Source organism: Streptomyces sp. So13.3 (genome assembly GCF_005860785.2).
Classification (GTDB): Bacteria; Actinomycetota; Actinomycetes; order Streptomycetales; family Streptomycetaceae; genus Actinacidiphila; species Actinacidiphila fildesensis.
In genome coordinates, this window is the sequence record NZ_CP048835.1 from 3,705,787 (window position 1) to 3,722,164 (window position 16,378).

Here is a 16,378-nt window from a genome sequence, read left to right on the forward strand (position 1 = left end):
CATGAGGGTTGCCTCAGGTTCGTCCCCACATCCCGGAAAGAGTCCCCGCCATGAACACCGTTCTCTGGGTCCTGCAGGGCGTTCTCGCCGCCGCCTTCCTCGCGTCCGGACTGATGAAGGTCACTCAGCCCAAGGAGAAGCTCGCCGGCACGATGAAGTTCGTGAACGACTACTCGGCCGGGATGGTCAAGCTCATCGGCGCGGCCGAGGTCCTCGGGGCGATCGGCCTGATCCTCCCGGCCGCGACGGACATAGCGCCGATCCTCACCCCGATCGCCGCCGCCGGCCTCGCGGTGACGATGGCGGGCGCCGCGAACTACCACCTCCGCAAGAAGGACGCGGCGAAGGAGGTCCTCCCGTCGGTCGTTCTGCTGGTCCTCGCCGTGGTGATCGCATGGGGCCGCTTCGGGCCGTACTCCTTCTGACCCGGCCCTCGCGTCACACCCTTACGTCGCCGTGATCTTGAGGGTGTGGACGATCTGGTCGGCCGCCGCCGTCATCAGGTCGGCGAGGCCGGGCGCCGTCCAGGAGACGAGGACCATGACCGCGCTCTCGATCCCGGGCGGCCGCACGCCGTAGGTGACCGTCTCCATCAGGGAGCGCTCCGCTCTGCCCGGTCCCCCGGCCGGCCAGCCCCTGGCGGATGCGGACGGCCGGTCCCGCCGGAAGCACGGCCCGCTCCACCTCCGGCTCCTGGAAGTCACCGGTCGCGAAGACCTCGGTGATCCAGTCCAGCGTGATCGACGGCACCTTGTCGTCGGGGTGGACAACATCCACCTCCAGCACCGCGAGCGCCTCCTCGAACCCCTCCGGATACAGCCCGAACGCGAACACCGGCTCCCGCCCCCGGCTGTCGGCGGCCCGCTCCCGCAGGTCGTACATGAGCGCGTCGGCGTCGACCTCCGCCGGCGCCGCCGCGAGCTTCCCGGCCTGCTCCAGCGCCCACGCGCCGAGGTCGATGCCCGGCTCCAGGGGCAGCGGGATCCAGTCCTCGGGACATTCGATACCGACGTTCCACGTGTCGTCGTTCACTGGCTCATGCGCTCCACTTCAGGGACAGCGCCACGGCGTCGAAGAGATCCGCCATCGCGTCGGCGATCGGGTCGAGGGGCGTGGAGAACGACAGCAGCAGATACGCCTCCGAGCCCGGCACCGGCACGTGATAGTCCACGGACGTGACCGGCAGCGCGCCGCCGGACGGATCGTCCGCCGCCGGAACCGTCCGGGCCCTGGTCCGCACCGACGAACCGGCCGGCAGGTCCTCGACCGTCACCTGGTACCCGTCAGGACCACCCCGCTCCGCCAGAAACCCGGCCAGGTCGTCCACCGGCACCCCCGACCCCAGGCTCTCCTGCGGCACCAGCGTGACCAGCAGCGACGCCGGAACCGTCAGCGCACCGGCCGACTGCAGGCTCATGTACAGCTCGATCCCGCCGTTCCGGTACGCCTCCAGCGCCCGGCCGCGCAGCTCGTCGCGCACCTGCTGCTTGATGATCGGCGCATCGTCGATCCCTCGGAACTGCCGCTCCACGAGCGCGTCGACCGCGCCCTCCCGCCGCTCCGGATCGAGGTCGATCCGGAACCAGCCGTCCGGGAGCAGGAGTTGGTAGTCACTCGGCGAATCGGCCGGTGTCATGAACGTGGCTCCTGTCGAGAAGTGTTGTCCGGTGCCTGGCCCTGGGCCGGGCGGTCGAGTCGCAGGCGGCTGCGCAGGCTGTGGGCGGCGAGGGGGACGAGGGTCCCGCAGAGGGCGAGCGAACCGAGCGCCGTGCCCGCCGCACCGGCAGAGGGGTGCCCGCCGATCATCCGGGCGCACCCCAGCAGCGAGAGCAGCGCCATACCGAGCACCGGCCAGGTGCCCCCGCCGCCGAGCACGGTGGCCGGGAACCGCGAGGCCTGACGAGCGGTGGCCGCTGGCAGGGTCGTCATCAGACCGACATCCGCCTGGCCCACCGGGCTTGCGGGCCACCGCTCCTTCTTGCCCTGTACACGGTCATTGACGCCGCGTCCGGTGGAGCTCCGCAGCTGTGTCCAGCGCGCCTCGCCTTCCGGCCCGCCGAACCACGGTTCCCAGGGCAGAACGGCACGGATTTCTCCGCCGGGTCCCTGGAACTCGACGCCCAGCGGTGTCCCGTTCGCGCTCTCCAGCACCCGGACCAGTGCGGCCACCCTGTGCGGACCCGAGCGCGCCAGCCAACGCTCGCGCCCGAGGCTGTCCACCAGGACGATGTCGCGTTCCTGCACCCGGACCGCCGCCGTTGCGCAGAACCGTACGCTCGCACCCGAGCCGGGCAGCGGGTCGGGGGCGATCCGCGACTCGACGGGAGGGACATCGGCGCGGCGCTCACGCAGCCGGGCCTGCAGCCGTGCGGCGAGGTTCAGCACCGGCATCACCAGCGCAGCGGCCGCCGTCACGACCCACAGTTCCCGCGGCGGATTCCCGACCGGGAAGATCGCGACGGCAAAGGCCAGGAACCAGACGGCCATCACCGCCCCCCGGCCGAGGGTGTTCCACCGGGGAAGCAGACGGCCAGGGTTCGCATACGTGGCGTTCCCGGCCCCGGACCGGGCAACCAGCTCGTCCTCGCGGTCGCGCACCGTACGCACCGGAATACCGGCGTCCTTCAACAGCGGGGCGAGTCCGGTCAGTTCCAGGATCCGGAAGTCACGGTCCGGGCGGACTCCGCTCAGCACCGGGGACTCCGGAAGCCACGGCTCCACATCGATGCGCAGCACGCGCCTGCCGTCGCCGTCCTGGAGCTCCACGAAACCCCAGGTGCCGGGACGCGGCGGCACCGTCATGCTGCCGTCGATCCACGGCCCGACCGCGTCCACATGGACGGCGCGTTCGATGCCGCCCGGGCCGGTCGCGTAGCGGCGCTCACGCCCGTCCCGGGTACGGACCACCAGTTCGCGTCCGTCCCGGTGGATCCGGGCATTGCGGACAATGTCCAGGCCCGGATGCCGCCGGGCCGACGGCCGCAGCGCCGGCTCCGCGATGCCCGCGGTCCCGTTCCCGACAGGTACCAGCTGCGGATCAGTCACCGATCTCCCTGACTGTGGAGTCCTTCAGTCCCAGCGCGTCACCGGCGCCGGCCTTGTCCGCCGCGTCGATGCCCGAGGCGATGCCGGTCGCACCGATCCATATCCTGGTCTGGGTCTTGAAGACGTCCGCCCCCGCGTGGACCGCGCCGTTGGCGATGTTGCCGACGTTGGCGCGGGCCAGGTTGGCCGCGTCCGTGGCGAGTCCCGTGTCGCCCACTGCGGCGCGTACGCCGGTCCAGGTGTTGCCGTGGAACAGCTGGGGAACGTCGCGGAAGGCCTTGAGGTCCTTGACGCTCTGCCAGCTCTCCTTGGCGATCTTGACGGGATTGACCGCGTCACCGACGCGGCCCCAGCCGGGGAACCAGCCCTTCGGCGCGTTCTTCATGGCGTTCGCGGCGTCCTTGCCGCGGGCGGCTCCGCCGGACTCGCGGTTGGCGATCTTCCAGGCCTTGGCCACCTGTTTCTGGTACGCCTTGGTGCCCTTCTTCAGACCGTTCGCGACCGCGCTCTCCATGATCGATTTGTAGCGGGCCGAGCGCGCCAGCGCCCGCGTCCCCGCCGACGCGCCGCGCGCGCCCGCGATCGCGCCGCGGCCGATGCCGAAGGTGGCGAGGCCCACGACGTCGAGGGCGACATCGAACCAGTTGCCGTCGCCGGACAGCGCCAGCAGGACGTGCGCGACGAGCGAGACGAGCGTGGCGACCAGGGCGATCGTGCCGAGGATGCCCGCGAGGGCCTGGCCGATGATGGGGATCCAGCCGACGAGGAGCGAGAGCGTGCCGCAGATCGTGGCGACCCAGCCCGCGATGTCGGCGATCTTCCCGATGATGTCGGCGTGCTCGTGGACCCAGCCCTTGAACTTGTCCCAGCGGCTGTCCTTCAGGCCGTCGTGGTCGATGGCGTGGCGGATCGCGTCGGCTGCCGCCTTCGCGGCGTGGTCGCGGATGTCCTTCGCCCGCTGCAGGTCCTTCTTGGCCTCGCCGATCGCGCCCGCGGCGGCGTCCTGCTTGGCCTTGAGCTTGACGGCCGTCGGGTCGTCCTTGGGGGTGTCGGCGGGCTGTTGGGAGATCGCCCGCTGCGCACCGGAGTGCTCGGTGTCGGCGTCCTGGGCGTCGCGCAGGGCCTTGTCGGCGATCTTCTGCGCACGGTGCAGCTCGCGCGCGTACGGGCCGCCGGTCACGCCGTCGCCGGCGTCCTCCCCGAGGGCCTTGGCCGCCTCGTCGTAGCGGTGGAACGCCTTGCGGAGCTTGTCCGACGCCTTCGACGCCTGGTCGCGGAACTCGTCCGCGGCCTTGCCCTTCCAGGCCTCGACGGAGGCGAGCGCCTTGATCTCGCGGGCCTCGCGCTCGATCGACTCCGCCGTCTTCCGCAGCTCCCGGCCCAGCCGGGCCACCGTGTCCGGGTCCCCCGGGACCGGGTCACCGTGCTCGCCGAGGACTTCCCAGCCGTACGAGGGGCGGGTCATTTCTTGTCCTCCCCGCGCAGCGCCTTGGCGAGTTCGGAGTCCACCTGGTCGTATGTGTCCGCCGCCTGTTCGGTGATCTTGGCGAGCTTCTCCAGTTCCTCCGTCAGCTTCGTCCGGTGGACCTTCCAGTTGCTGCCGAAGTCATGGAAGACATCCGTGAGGAGGTCGGAGCCGATCTCCGCCCGGCCGTAGCCGTCCGCCGGGTTCGCGTGCTTGTCGAACTCGTCGTGGACGCGCTTGAGCGCGGCCGAGCACTGCCGTATCCGTAGCGTGTCCGCAGCAAGATCCGGTTCCCCCATGGCTGTCCTCCGCTGACCTCGAGCTGGAAAAGACTTGTACAAGTCTTGGGCAAGATCGAAGCAGGGTATCAACGCAGCGCCAAAGGGGCAGCAACGAAGCATCAAGGGAGCGGCATTCAGCGGCGCTTCGGCACCGGGACGCGCATCAGGTCCTCCGCCACGGTCAGTTCACCCTCGAAACCGGCCTCGCGGGCCTGGCGGCCGAAGAGGGCGGGGTCGGTGTAGCGCTGGGAGAAGTGGGTGAGGACGAGGTGGCGGACGCCGGCTTCTGCGGCCACCTGGGCGGCCTGGCCCGCGGTGAGGTGGCCGTGGTCACGGGCGAGGTGTTCGTCCTCGTTGAGGAACGTGGACTCGATGACGAGGAGATCGCAGCCCTCGGCGAGGGCGTGAACGCCGTCGCAGAGGCGGGTGTCCATGATGAACGCGAAACGCTGTCCGGTACGGACCTCGCTCACCTCGTCGAGGGTCACCCCGTCGAGCACCCCGTCGCGCTGCAGCCGGCCCACGTCCGGGCCGGTGATGCCGTGTGCGGCGAGGCGCGCGGGGATCAGACGGCGGCCGTCGGGTTCGACGAGGCGGTAGCCGTAACTCTCCACGGGGTGCGAGAGCTTGGCCGCGGACAGGGTGAAGGCCTCCGTGGTGGCCAGCACGCCGTCCGCGGCGACCGGCTCCTCGGTGATGACGGCCGTCTCGCGGTAGGCCGTCGAGTAGCGCAGCCGCTCGAAGAAGTGCTGCCCGCTCGCGGGGTAGTGGGCCGCGATCGGGTGCGGGACGCGGTCCAGGTTGATCCGCTGGATCACCCCGGCCAGGCCGAGCGAGTGGTCACCGTGGAAGTGCGTGACGCAGATCCGGGTCAGGTCGTGCGCGGCGACGCCCGCCAGCAGCATCTGGCGCTGGGTGCCCTCCCCCGGGTCGAAGAGGATGCCCTCGCTGTCCCAGCGCAGCAGATAGCCGTTGTGGTTGCGGAGCCGGGTGGGGACCTGGCTGGCGGTGCCGAGCACCACGAATTCACGGATGGACAAGGCGGTTATCCGGGGGGCCACTCAAGGCCGCGCCCACCGAGGACATGCGCGTGCGCGTGGAACACGGTCTGGCCGGCGCCCGCACCGGTGTTGAAGACGATCCGGTAGCCGCGGTCGACGGTCTTCTCCGCCGCCGCCACCTCGCCCGCCTCGCGCAGCACGTCGACGGCGGCCTGCGGGTCGCCGGCCGCGAGCGCGGCGGCGTCCGCGTAGTGCACCTTGGGGATCACCAGCACATGCGTGGGGGCCTGCGGATTGATGTCGCGGAACGCCACCGTCGTGTCGGTCTCGCGGACGATCGTCGCCGGGATGTCCCCGGCCGCGATCTTGCAGAACAGGCAGTCCGCCTGAGGTTCTCCCGCCACGGGTGCTTCTCCCTCTTCGCTCGTTGCAACGTTGGTCGTCGAAAGGCGCATCGTATCGGCCGGGCCCCGCCCGGCACGGTCAGGACGGGCCCTACGGCATGGGCGGCGGTGTCTTGGCCGGGTGCTCCGCGAGGGACGCCAGGGCCAGGTCGACGGCGGTGTCGAGCTGCGGGTCGGTGCCCGCGGCCCAGTCCTGCGGGCGCTGCAGCACCTCGACGTCCGGGTCGACGCCGTGGTTCTCGACGTCCCAGCCGTAGCCCTCGAACCAGAAGGCGTACTTGGGCTGGGTGACGGCCGTGCCGTCCACCAGGTCGTACCGGCTGTCGATGCCGACCACGCCGCCCCAGGTGCGGGTGCCGACGACCGGGCCGATGTTCAGGGCCTTGATGGCGGCGTTGACGATGTCCCCGTCCGAGCCGGAGAACTCGTTGGCGACGGCGACGACCGGCCCGCGCGGCGCGTCCAGCGGGTAGCTCTGCGGGCGCAGGCCGCGCGGAAGGTCCCAGCCGACGATGCGGCGCGCGAGCTTCTCGATGACGAGCTGCGACGTGTGCCCGCCGCGGTTCTCGCGGACGTCCACGACCAGGCCCTCGCGGGCGACCTCGACCCGCAGATCGCGGTGCAGCTGCGCCCAGCCGAAGCCGACCATGTCCGGGACGTGCAGATAGCCGAGCCGGCCCCCGGAGCGCTCGTGGACGTGGGCCCGGCGGCCCGCGACCCAGTCGTGGTACCGCAGCGGCTCCTCGTCGGCGAGCGGTACGACCACGACGTACCGGACCGGGCCGCCGTCCGCCGGGGCGACGGTCAGCTCGACGGGCTTGCCCGCCGTGCCGGTCAGCAGCGGGCCGGGGCCGGCGACCGGGTCGACGGCGTGTCCGTCGACCGCCAGCAGGCTGTCGCCGGCGCGCACCGCGACCCCGGGTGCGGCGAGCGGGGAGCGGGCCTGCGGGTCCGAGGACTCGCCGGGCAGCACCCGGACGAACTGCCAGCGGCCGTCCTCCGCGCGGGCGATGTCCGCGCCGAGCAGGCCCTGCCGGGTCAGTGCGTCCCGGTGGCCGCCGGGCGGGGTGACGTAGGCGTGCGAGGTGCCGAGTTCCCCCTGCACCTCCCACATCAGGTCCATGAGGTCGTCATGGGTGGCGGCACGCTCCAGGACGGGCTTGTAGCGCTCGCCGACCGCGTTCCAGTCGACGCCGCTCATGTCGGCACGCCAGAAGTTGTCGCGCATCAGCCGGTGCGCCTCGGCGTACATCTGCCGCCACTCGTCCTGCGGCCGTACGGTCACCCGGATCCGCGACAGGTCGACGGTGATGTTCGCGTCCGAGTCGTCGTCGCCCGTCGACTTGCTGTCGGCGGGTACGACGCGCAGCCGGCCGTTCGCGGCCAGCAGCACCTTGGTGCCGTCACCGGTGACCGCGAAGTCCTCGGCGTCGTCGGCGAGTTCCTCGACGCGCAGCTGCTTGAGGTCGTAGCGCTCCAGGACGCTGCCGGGCGGCTGCGCCTCGGGCGTGGCCAGGGCGGTGCCGAGGGTGCCGACCAGCGGGTGGCGCAGCCACAGCAGGCCGTTCTTGGCGGCGGTCAGCGAGGTGTAGCGGCCGGCTTCGACGGGGAACGCGACGATGCGGTCGGCGATGCCCTCGAAGTCGACGCGGGTGGCCGGGACCCGGGGGCGGTCCTCGCCGTCGGTCCCCCGGCCGTCCTTGCCCGCGCTGTCGCCGTCGCCCTCGGACTTGTCGTCCTTGGCCTCGTCGTCCGGCTCCTCGACCGGGCGGCCGTGCCGCTGCGGGCCGAAGGGCGACGGGGTGGTGGCGGCCAGCGTGATCAGGTGCGGGCGGCAGGCGTTGGGGAAGGACAGGTCGAAGACATGGGCGTCGTAGACCGGGTCGAAGGCCCGCTCGGACAGGAACGCGAGGTGCTTTCCGTCCGGGGTGAACGCGGGCGCGTAGTCGTTGAAGCGCAGCGGGGTCGCGTCGGCGACGGACAGGTCCGACGTCGCGGCGATCCTGAGCTGGCGCAGCGGGTCGGGGCCCGGGTGCGACCAGGCGAGCCAGGCCGAGTCCGGCGAGAACGCCAGACCGGTCACATCGCCCGCGTCGCTGGCCGCGACCTCGCGCACCTCGCCGGTCTGCGTCTCGACGAGCAGCACCCGGCCGTCGTGCGAGGCGACGGCGATCCGGTGCCCGTCCGGCGACACCTCGAGCTCCAGGACGCGGCCGAGGCGGCCGGCCGCCAGCCGGCGGGGCGCGACGCCGGGCGCCAGACCGGCCGCAGGGGAGAGTTCGAGGGCGTCCTCGCCCTCCGCGTCGGTGACCCAGACGACCTGCTGGTCGCCCTCGCCGCCGAAGGTGCGCGGCAGCCGCGTCCGAACCCCCGGCTCCGCGGCGAGCGCGCGCGCCGGGCCGCCCCGGTGGGTGACCCAGTGGGTGGTGCCGCGGACCTCGACGGCGCTGCCGCGTCCGGTGTGGTCGGGGCGGGCGTCCCCGAGGTGGTGCGAAGCGCGGACCGGGTGCGGCTGCAGGTCGGTGCGCTGGCCGCCGAGGCGGACCGCGAGCGGGCGCGGCGTGGCCGACTCGAGGTCGTCGAGCAGGTGGAGTTCACCGGCGGAGCTGTAGACGACGCGGGTGCCGTCGGTCGCGGCCTGCCGGGCGTAGAAGCCGTCGAGGGGGGTGTGCCGGCGCAGGTCCGAGCCGTCCGGGAGGCTGGAGTAGAGCGCGCCGGTGCCTTCGTGGTCGGAGAGGAACGCAACGCGCCCCCGACCTTCGGCCGGGGGTACCCGCATCTCGCTTCGCTCGCCGACCCAGAGCGGGGATTCGAGGTTGCCGTCGAGGTCCGCGTGCAGCCGCTCGAAGTCGCCGCCGCCCGTCAGGTCGATCCACAGCTTGCCCGCCGTGCCGCCCCGGTAGCGCTTCCAGGCCGCGGCCTCGCGGCCCATCGTCGCCGACTGCAGCAGCACCGCGCCCCCGGGCCCGTAGGCCAGATCGCCGACCGGTCCGTACGGCAGCGTGCGCGCGGGGCCGCCGTCCAGCGGCAGCGCCCGAGCCCAGGTGCGGCGCAGCGAGGGCTGGCCCTGCGTGCTGATCGCGACGACCTCGCCGTCCGGCGTCCAGCCGCGCACCGAGGTCTTCGCGCTGCCCCAGTGCGTCAGCCGCCGTGACGGGCCGCCGTCGACGGGTGCCACGTGCACCTCGGGCGCTCCGTCGCGGGTGGAGGTCCAGGCGACCGTCGTTCCGTCCGGCGAGATGCGCGGATGGTCGACCGGCATGTTGTCGGCGCTGACGCGCCAGGCACGCCCGCCGTCGAGCGGCGCCACCCAGACGTCGTCCTCGGCGACAAAAGCGACCAACTCACCGTTTACATGCGGATACCGGAGGTACGAAGGCTGTGTCACTCCGCCACATTAACCATGATCGAGGACGCGAACGAGCGCTTTGTCTTCAGCTTCTGGCGGATGCGGCGGAGGTTTTGCCGGACGGGCCGGACGTCGCCGAGCAGTCGCCCAGTCCGTTCACGTCGAAGACCGTACGCTTGCCGACCTGCGCGGTAAGCCTGCCGCGCACACAGCGGCCGTCGAGTTGCTCGGTCACCCGGCCGGTGACGGTGATCTTCTGCTTGTCGGTGGTCTCGCCCTGGCAGTCCACGGACGCGACGCCCTTGACCGGTGCGCCGGACGCCCGGGGGCTCGCCGTGCCGGAGGCGGTCGTGGCGCCGTCCACGGAGGCGTGGCACGACATCCACTGCACATTGATCCCGTGGTCCTTCAGGGCTCGGGTGCCCAGCTGGTCCGTGGTGATCGACACCGCCGAGGCGGTCATCCCACTCGCCGGATCGCACGCCACCACTCCGCCGAACGCGGCCAGTGCGAGGCCTCCGGCCACTCCCCACTGCTGTAAACGCTTCATACCGGCAGGGTCCCGCCGTCCTGCGCGGCGCACATCGCCCACACGACGTAGAACGCCCCTTACGGGACCGGGATTTCGCCACACATCCGGCAGTCTTCGGCGTTCTTCGAGCGTCCTTCGATCCCGTCGACCGGACCGGTCAGGACCAGCGGCCGGTGCGCCCGAGGAGCAGCGCGGTCGCGGCGACCCCGGCGGTGGAGGTCCGCAGCACGGTCGCGCCCAGCCGGTACGGCTTGGCCCCGGCGGCGGCGAAGGCGGCGAGCTCGTCGGGCGAGACCCCGCCCTCCGGGCCGACGACGAGCACGATGTCGCCCTCGGACGGCAGCGCGGCGTCGGCCAGCGGCGCGGAGCCCTCCTCGTGCAGGACGGCGGCGAAGGCCGCCCCGCCGAGCAGACCCGCCAGCTGCCGGGTCGTCATCAATTCGGTGACCTCGGGGAACCGCAGCCGACGCGACTGCTTCGCGGCCTCGCGTGCCGTGGAACGCCACTTCGCGAGCGCCTTGGCACCCCGGTCGCCGCGCCACTGCGTGATGCACCGGGACGCCGCCCACGGCACGATCGCGTCGACACCGGTCTCCGTCATCGTCTCGACGGCCAGCTCACCGCGGTCGCCCTTCGGCAGCGCCTGGACGACGGTGATCCGCGGCGCCGGCGCCGGTTCGGTGCGCAGCTCGGAGACGGCGACCTCCAGCCGGTCCTTGCCCTCGACGGAGGCGACCACGCCGTACGCTCCGACACCCTCGCCGTCCGTCAGGACGATCTCCTCGCCGACCGCGAGCCGCCGCACGGACACCGCGTGCCGCCCCTCGGCACCGGACAGCACGATCCGGCCGCCCTGCGACCCGTCCCGCAACTGCCCGGGTTCGACGATGAATACCGGCGCGGTCATCCGAAAGCCTTCCGTGCTGCGTTGAGTTCTTCCATGAGCACGGCGACGAGTTCGCCCGCCGGCAGGTCACGGGCCAGCCGGTGTCCCTGCCCCGCCCACAGCGCCATCGCCTGTGGATCTCCGGCCGCCGCTGCGGCCTTGCGGATGCCCGCGGTCAGATGGTGGATCTGCGGATAGCCCGCGGGCGCGTACGGCCCGTGCTCCCGCATGAAGCGGTTGACCAGCCCGCGCGCCGGCCGCCCGGAGAACGCCCGGGTGAACTCGGTGCGCGCGTAGACCGGGTCGGTGACGGCGCGCTTGTGCAGCGCGTTGGCCCCGGACTCGGGACAGACGAGGAAGGCGGTGCCCAGCTGCGCGGCGTCCGCGCCCACCGCCAGAACGGCCGCGATCTGGTTGCCGCGCATCAGCCCGCCCGTCGCGATGACGGGCAGCTGGACGGCGTCGCGGACCTGTGGGACGAGCGACAGCAGCCCGAACCCCGCGTGGTCCAGCTCCGGATCGTCCCGGTGGGTGCCCTGGTGGCCGCCCGCCTCCGTCCCCTGGACGCACACCGCGTCGGCACCCGCCCACTGGGCGGCGAGCGCCTCACCGGGTGTGGTGACGGTGACCACGGTGTACGTCCCGGCCTTCGCGAACGCGTCGAAGACCGGCCGGTCGGGACAGCCGAACGTGAAACTGACGACGGGGACCGGATTGTCCAGCAGTATCGAGACCTTGGCGTCGTACGCGTCGTCCTGTCCCGATTCGGGGTCGCCGAGCGGCGTGGAGTACCAGGCGGCCTCGCCCGCGAGCTGCTCGGCGTAGACCTCGACGGCGGACCGGTCGGCGGTGTCGGGCTGCGGCGTGAAGAGATTCACGCCGAAGGGGTTCGACGTCAGGTCGCGCAGCTGCCGGATCTCCTCGTACATCGCTTCCGGCGTCTTGTACCCGGCGGCGAGGAATCCCAGGCCGCCGGCGTCACTCACGGCCGCGGCGAGCCGCGGGGTGGACCCGCCGCCGGCCATCGGCGCCTGGATGATCGGGAACGCCGAGAACGACGAGAGATCGGTCAACGCGGACATACGCCCATCGTTTCACGCCGGGCGGGCCCGAACAGGTCAGGCCCGCCCCATGGGGCACCCCCGGCCGGAGGCTGGGGGACGGTCGGAGCCGGCGCCCCGCTGGAGGAGCCGGCGCCCCGCTGGACGCCGGCGGCGGTCTCAGCGGCCGTTGAAAGCGTCCTTCAACCGGGAGAACAGCCCCTGCTGGCCGGGCTGGAAGTGACCGGTCGGCCGCTCCTCGCCACGCAACTTGGCCAGTTGCCGCAGCAGGTCCTCCTGCGCGGCGTCGAGCTTGTTGGGCGTGATGACCTCAACGTGCACGATCAGGTCACCCCGGCCGCCGCCCCGCAGATGGGTCACCCCGCGCTGGTGCAGCGGGATCGACTGGCCGGACTGGGTACCGGGCCGGACGTCGATCTCCTCCATGCCGTCGAGCGTCTCCAGCGGGCACTTCGTGCCCAGGGACGCCGCCGTCATCGGGATGGTGACCGTGCAGTGCAGATCGTCGCCGCGCCGCTGGAAGGTCGGGTGCGGAAGCTCCCGGATCTCCACGTACAGGTCGCCGGCGGGGCCGCCGCCGGGGCCGACCTCGCCCTCGCCCGCCAGCTGGATGCGGGTGCCGTTGTCGACGCCCGCCGGGATCTTGACGGTGAGCGTACGGCGGGACCTGACCCGGCCGTCGCCCGCGCACTCCGGGCACGGGGTCGGCACCACGGTGCCGAAGCCCTGGCACTGCGGGCACGGCCGCGAGGTCATGACCTGGCCCAGGAAGGACCGGGTGACCTGCGAGACCTCACCGCGGCCGCGGCACATGTCGCAGGTCTGCGCCGCCGTGCCGGGCGCAGCGCCCTCGCCGGAGCAGGTGCCGCACGTCACCGCCGTGTCGACCTGGAGGTCCTTGGTGGTGCCGAAGGCCGCCTCGTCCAGCTCGATCTCCAGCCGGATCATGGCGTCCTGGCCGCGCCGGGTCCGCGACCGCGGACCGCGCTGCTGGGACTGCCCGAAGAAGGCGTCCATGATGTCGCTGAAGTTGCCGAAACCGGCTCCGAAGCCGCCCGCGCCACCGCCGCCGGAGGACGACAGAGGGTCGCCGCCCAGGTCGTAGACCTGCTTCTTCGCCGGGTCCGAGAGCACCTCGTACGCGGCGTTGATCTCCTTGAAGCGCTCCTGGGTCTTCGGATCCGGATTCACATCCGGATGCAGCTCGCGCGCGAGGCGGCGGAAGGCCTTCTTGATCTCGTCCTGTCCGGCGTCACGGCGCACGCCAAGGACCGCGTAATAGTCCGTGGCCACCTACGACTCCGCCAGGATCTGTCCGACGTAACGTGCCACTGCGCGTACCGCTCCCATCGTTCCGGGGTAGTCCATGCGGGTCGGTCCGACCACACCGAGTTTGGCGACTGCCTCGTCGCCCGAACCGTAGCCGACCGCCACAACGGATGTGGAATTCAAGCCCTCGTGAAAATTCTCATGCCCGATCCGCACGGTCATGCCCGAGTCGTTGGCCTCACCGAGGAGCTTGAGGAGCACCATCTGCTCCTCAAGGGCTTCCATCACCGGCCGGATCGTCAGCGGGAAGTCGTGGTTGAAGCGCGTCAGGTTCGCCGCGCCGCCGAGCATGATGCGCTCCTCGGTCTCCTCGACGAGCGTCTCCAGCAGCGTCGCCAGCAGGATCGACACCGACGGCCGGTCGTCGTACTCGAAGCCGTCCGGCAGATCCGCCACCAGCGGCGGGACGTCCGCGAACCGGCGGCCCACCACCCGGGCGTTCAGCCGGGCCCGCACATCGGCGAGCAGCGTGTCGCTCATCGGCGCCGGGCAGTCGATGAGCCGCTGCTCGACGCGTCCGGTGTCGGTGATGAGGACCAGCATGATCCGGGCCGGGGCCAGCGCCAGGAGCTCGACGTGCCGCACCGAGGAGCGGGTGAGCGACGGGTACTGGACGACGGCGACCTGCCGGGTGAGCTGCGCGAGCAGCCGTACGGTGCGGCCCACCACGTCGTCGAGGTCCACCGCGCCGTCCAGGAAGTTCTGGATCGCGCGCCGCTCGGCGGACGTGAGCGGCTTCACCCCGGCCAGCTTGTCGACGAACAACCGGTAGCCCTTGTCCGTCGGGATCCGGCCCGCGCTGGTGTGGGGCTGGTGGATGTAGCCCTCGTCCTCCAGCGCCGCCATGTCATTGCGCACCGTGGCCGGCGAGACGCCCAGGCCATGGCGCTCGGTGAGCGCCTTGGAGCCGACCGGCTCCTCCGTGCCCACATAGTCCTGGACGATGGCGCGCAGTACTTCGAGTCTGCGTTCGCTGAGCATCGCGCACACCTCCAGCCGTAGATCCCGCACCAGCACTGCCGTGGCCTGGCACTCATCCGATACGAGTGCCAGCATCCCCCGCAGTCAGTGTACGGCGGAGTAGCAAGGCCCCGGCAAGGGTCGCAACGGTAGCGCGCGGGGAGGGTCCCCCGGCGATAGCGTCACAGGGTGGATACCGCAGAGTCCGGCGCCGACGGCTGGGAGCACCTGGCTCCCGGCGTCGCCCGCCGCCGTCTTCCCTTCCTCGACGTCACGATCGGCCTGGTCGTCGGTGACGAGGGCGTGCTGCTCATCGACACCGGCTCCACCCTCGCCGAAGGCGCTCGACTACGGCTGCAGGTGCGGGAACTGACCGGCCGCCCTGTGACGCACATCGCTCTTACCCACGGCCACTTCGACCATGTCTTCGGCACCGCCGCCTTCTCCGGAGTGCGGGTGTACGGGCACCGGGCACTCGACGGCCGGCTGGAACGCGGGCGCGACGCGCTCCGCGAGGACGCGGTCACGCACGGCGTCGACCCCTCGGCGGCAGCCGAGGCGGCGGACGTCCTGGTGCGCCCCGACCGGCTCGTCGACGACGGCTACGAACTCGACCTCGGCGGCGGCCGCACCGCCCGGCTCTTCCACCCCGGCACCGGCCACACCACCCACGACCTGGCCGTGTACGTGCCCGGAACGCCCGCCGTCGTGTTCTGCGGCGACCTCGTCGAGGAGTCCGGCGAACCACAGGCGGGCCCCGACGCCGTCCCGGCCGCCTGGCCCGCCACCCTCGACCGGCTGCTGGCGGTGGGCGGCGGGACCGCCGTGTACGTCCCCGGCCACGGCGCCGCCGTGGACGCCCGCTTCGTCCGCGCCCAACGCGACGCCCTGACGGCCCGGTTCACCGCGTCGTAGTCCCCGCCCAGGACGCTGTCCTCGATACGATCCGCCCATGCGCAGCAGAGAATACGGTCCCGACCTCACCCCTCCCTGGCTGCGATCTCCCGGGTGATAACCCCCGTACCCCCAGCAAGCCCACGTCCGCGCCAGCACCTGAGCAGAATGGCCCCCATGCGCAGCAGAGAGTACGGTCCCGACCTCACCCCTCCCTGGAAGAAGAGCGTGCCCGCGCCCGAGGTGGCGGCGGAGCCGGATCTGGTGGTGGAGGAGGTCTCGACGGGATTCTGCGGGGCGGTGATCCGCTGCGAGAAGACGGCGGAGGGCCTGACCTTGACGCTGGAGGACCGCTTCGGCAAGCACCGGGTCTTCCCGATGGAGCCGCGCGGCTTCCTGCTCGACGGCAAACCCGTCACCCTCGTCCGCCCCCGCACCGGCGGCCCCGGGGCGCAGCGCGGCCCGCTGCTGTCCGCGTCGGGCTCGATCGCGGTGCAGGGCGCCCGCGCGCGGGTGGCACGGGCCGGGCGGATCTACGTGGAGGGCCGGCACGACGCGGAGCTGGTCGAGCGGGTCTGGGGCCACGACCTGCGCGTCGAGGGCATCGTCGTCGAGTACCTGGAGGGCATCGACGACCTGCCGGCGATCGTCGCCGCGTTCTCCCCCGGCCCGGACGCACGCCTCGGCGTCCTCGTCGACCACCTGGTGCCCGGCTCCAAGGAGTCCCGGCTCGCGAGCCAGGTCTCCGGCATCGACGACGTACTCGTCGTCGGCCACCCCTACATCGATGTCTGGGAGGCCGTGAAGCCGTCCTCCGTCGGCATCCCCGCCTGGCCCTCGGTACCACGCGGCCAGGACTGGAAGACCGGCGTCTGCGAGGCACTGGGCTGGCGTGAGACCACGGGCGAGGCCTGGCAGCGGATCCTGGCGTCGGTCCACACGTACAAGGACGTGGAACCGGCACTACTGGGCCGCGTGGAAGAACTGATCGACTTCGTCACCGCCCCCTGAGCCGGCCTGCCCACGCGGCACCCCATCCAGCCCGTGCGCCACGGCCCCGTCCAGCCCGTCCGGCGTTTGAGGACAAGGGGGCCCGGGGGCTTGCCCCCGGTTTCGGGAAGGGGCGGGGTCGGGGAACAGCCCCGCAGGGCCCCCACGCCCACCCCCACCC

Annotated in this window: 16 protein-coding genes; 3 read left to right on the forward strand and 13 right to left on the reverse strand. The window is 72.1% G+C overall.

Going from position 1 to position 16,378, the window contains the following annotated elements:
- Positions 1–50 precede the first annotated feature (50 nt).
- Positions 51–425 carry a DoxX family protein gene (locus C8250_RS16790; RefSeq protein WP_138353176.1) on the forward strand — a complete coding sequence of 125 codons (375 nt, stop codon included), beginning with the start codon at positions 51–53 and terminating at the stop codon, positions 423–425.
- Between the two features lie 13 nt (positions 426–438).
- Here the strand turns inward: C8250_RS16790 and C8250_RS16795 are convergent, their stop codons facing one another.
- The 13 genes from C8250_RS16795 to hrcA all read right to left on the reverse strand — a co-directional run bounded on the left by C8250_RS16795 (position 439) and on the right by hrcA (position 14,334).
- Positions 439–1,032 (reverse strand): hypothetical protein, encoded by a 594-nt coding sequence (locus tag C8250_RS16795; RefSeq protein ID WP_138353175.1) that lies wholly within the window; start codon positions 1,030–1,032, stop codon positions 439–441.
- A gap of 4 nt (positions 1,033–1,036) precedes the next feature.
- Entirely contained in the window at positions 1,037–1,636 is a 600-nt protein-coding gene (locus C8250_RS16800; RefSeq protein ID WP_138353174.1) for a hypothetical protein, read from the reverse strand.
- Entirely contained in the window at positions 1,633–3,045 is a 1,413-nt protein-coding gene (locus tag C8250_RS16805) for a hypothetical protein (protein WP_138353173.1), read from the reverse strand. The genes C8250_RS16800 and C8250_RS16805 overlap by 4 nt, the downstream gene beginning before the upstream one ends.
- Complete coding sequence (locus C8250_RS16810) at positions 3,038–4,510, reverse strand: putative T7SS-secreted protein (protein WP_187144875.1); 1,473 nt, start codon at positions 4,508–4,510, stop codon at positions 3,038–3,040. Before C8250_RS16810 ends, C8250_RS16805 begins: the two co-directional genes overlap by 8 nt.
- A complete protein-coding gene (locus C8250_RS16815) occupies positions 4,507–4,809 on the reverse strand; it encodes a hypothetical protein (protein ID WP_138353172.1) in 303 nt (100 codons plus the stop codon). Before C8250_RS16815 ends, C8250_RS16810 begins: the two co-directional genes overlap by 4 nt.
- Positions 4,810–4,925: 116 nt before the next feature.
- Entirely contained in the window at positions 4,926–5,831 is a 906-nt protein-coding gene (locus tag C8250_RS16820; protein ID WP_138353171.1) for a ribonuclease Z, read from the reverse strand.
- Positions 5,832–5,836: 5 nt separating this feature from the next.
- On the reverse strand, positions 5,837–6,196 hold the full coding sequence (locus C8250_RS16825) for a histidine triad nucleotide-binding protein (protein WP_138353170.1): 360 nt from the start codon (positions 6,194–6,196) through the stop codon (positions 5,837–5,839).
- Positions 6,197–6,287: 91 nt separating this feature from the next.
- Positions 6,288–9,584 (reverse strand): S41 family peptidase, encoded by a 3,297-nt coding sequence (locus C8250_RS16830; protein WP_138353169.1) that lies wholly within the window; start codon positions 9,582–9,584, stop codon positions 6,288–6,290.
- Between the two features lie 46 nt (positions 9,585–9,630).
- Positions 9,631–10,095 carry a hypothetical protein gene (locus C8250_RS16835; RefSeq protein WP_138353168.1) on the reverse strand — a complete coding sequence of 155 codons (465 nt, stop codon included), beginning with the start codon at positions 10,093–10,095 and terminating at the stop codon, positions 9,631–9,633.
- 139 nt (positions 10,096–10,234) lie between these two features.
- Positions 10,235–10,984 carry a 16S rRNA (uracil(1498)-N(3))-methyltransferase gene (locus tag C8250_RS16840; protein WP_138353167.1) on the reverse strand — a complete coding sequence of 250 codons (750 nt, stop codon included), beginning with the start codon at positions 10,982–10,984 and terminating at the stop codon, positions 10,235–10,237.
- Positions 10,981–12,045, reverse strand: coding sequence for a nitronate monooxygenase (locus C8250_RS16845; RefSeq protein WP_138353166.1), 1,065 nt, complete (start codon positions 12,043–12,045; stop codon positions 10,981–10,983). The genes C8250_RS16840 and C8250_RS16845 overlap by 4 nt, the downstream gene beginning before the upstream one ends.
- A 138-nt stretch (positions 12,046–12,183) precedes the next feature.
- Complete coding sequence (gene dnaJ / locus C8250_RS16850; RefSeq protein ID WP_138353165.1) at positions 12,184–13,317, reverse strand: molecular chaperone DnaJ; 1,134 nt, start codon at positions 13,315–13,317, stop codon at positions 12,184–12,186.
- The gene (gene hrcA / locus C8250_RS16855; protein ID WP_138353257.1) at positions 13,318–14,334 is read right to left on the reverse strand and encodes a heat-inducible transcriptional repressor HrcA; all 1,017 of its coding nucleotides are present in this window, start codon (positions 14,332–14,334) and stop codon (positions 13,318–13,320) included.
- 168 nt (positions 14,335–14,502) lie between these two features.
- On the opposite strand from hrcA, the gene C8250_RS16860 reads away from it, so the two are divergent.
- Positions 14,503–15,228 carry an MBL fold metallo-hydrolase gene (locus C8250_RS16860; RefSeq protein WP_138353164.1) on the forward strand — a complete coding sequence of 242 codons (726 nt, stop codon included), beginning with the start codon at positions 14,503–14,505 and terminating at the stop codon, positions 15,226–15,228.
- Positions 15,229–15,384: 156 nt separating this feature from the next.
- On the forward strand, positions 15,385–16,218 hold the full coding sequence (locus C8250_RS16865) for a DUF3097 domain-containing protein (RefSeq protein WP_138353163.1): 834 nt from the start codon (positions 15,385–15,387) through the stop codon (positions 16,216–16,218).
- Positions 16,219–16,378 lie beyond the last annotated feature (160 nt).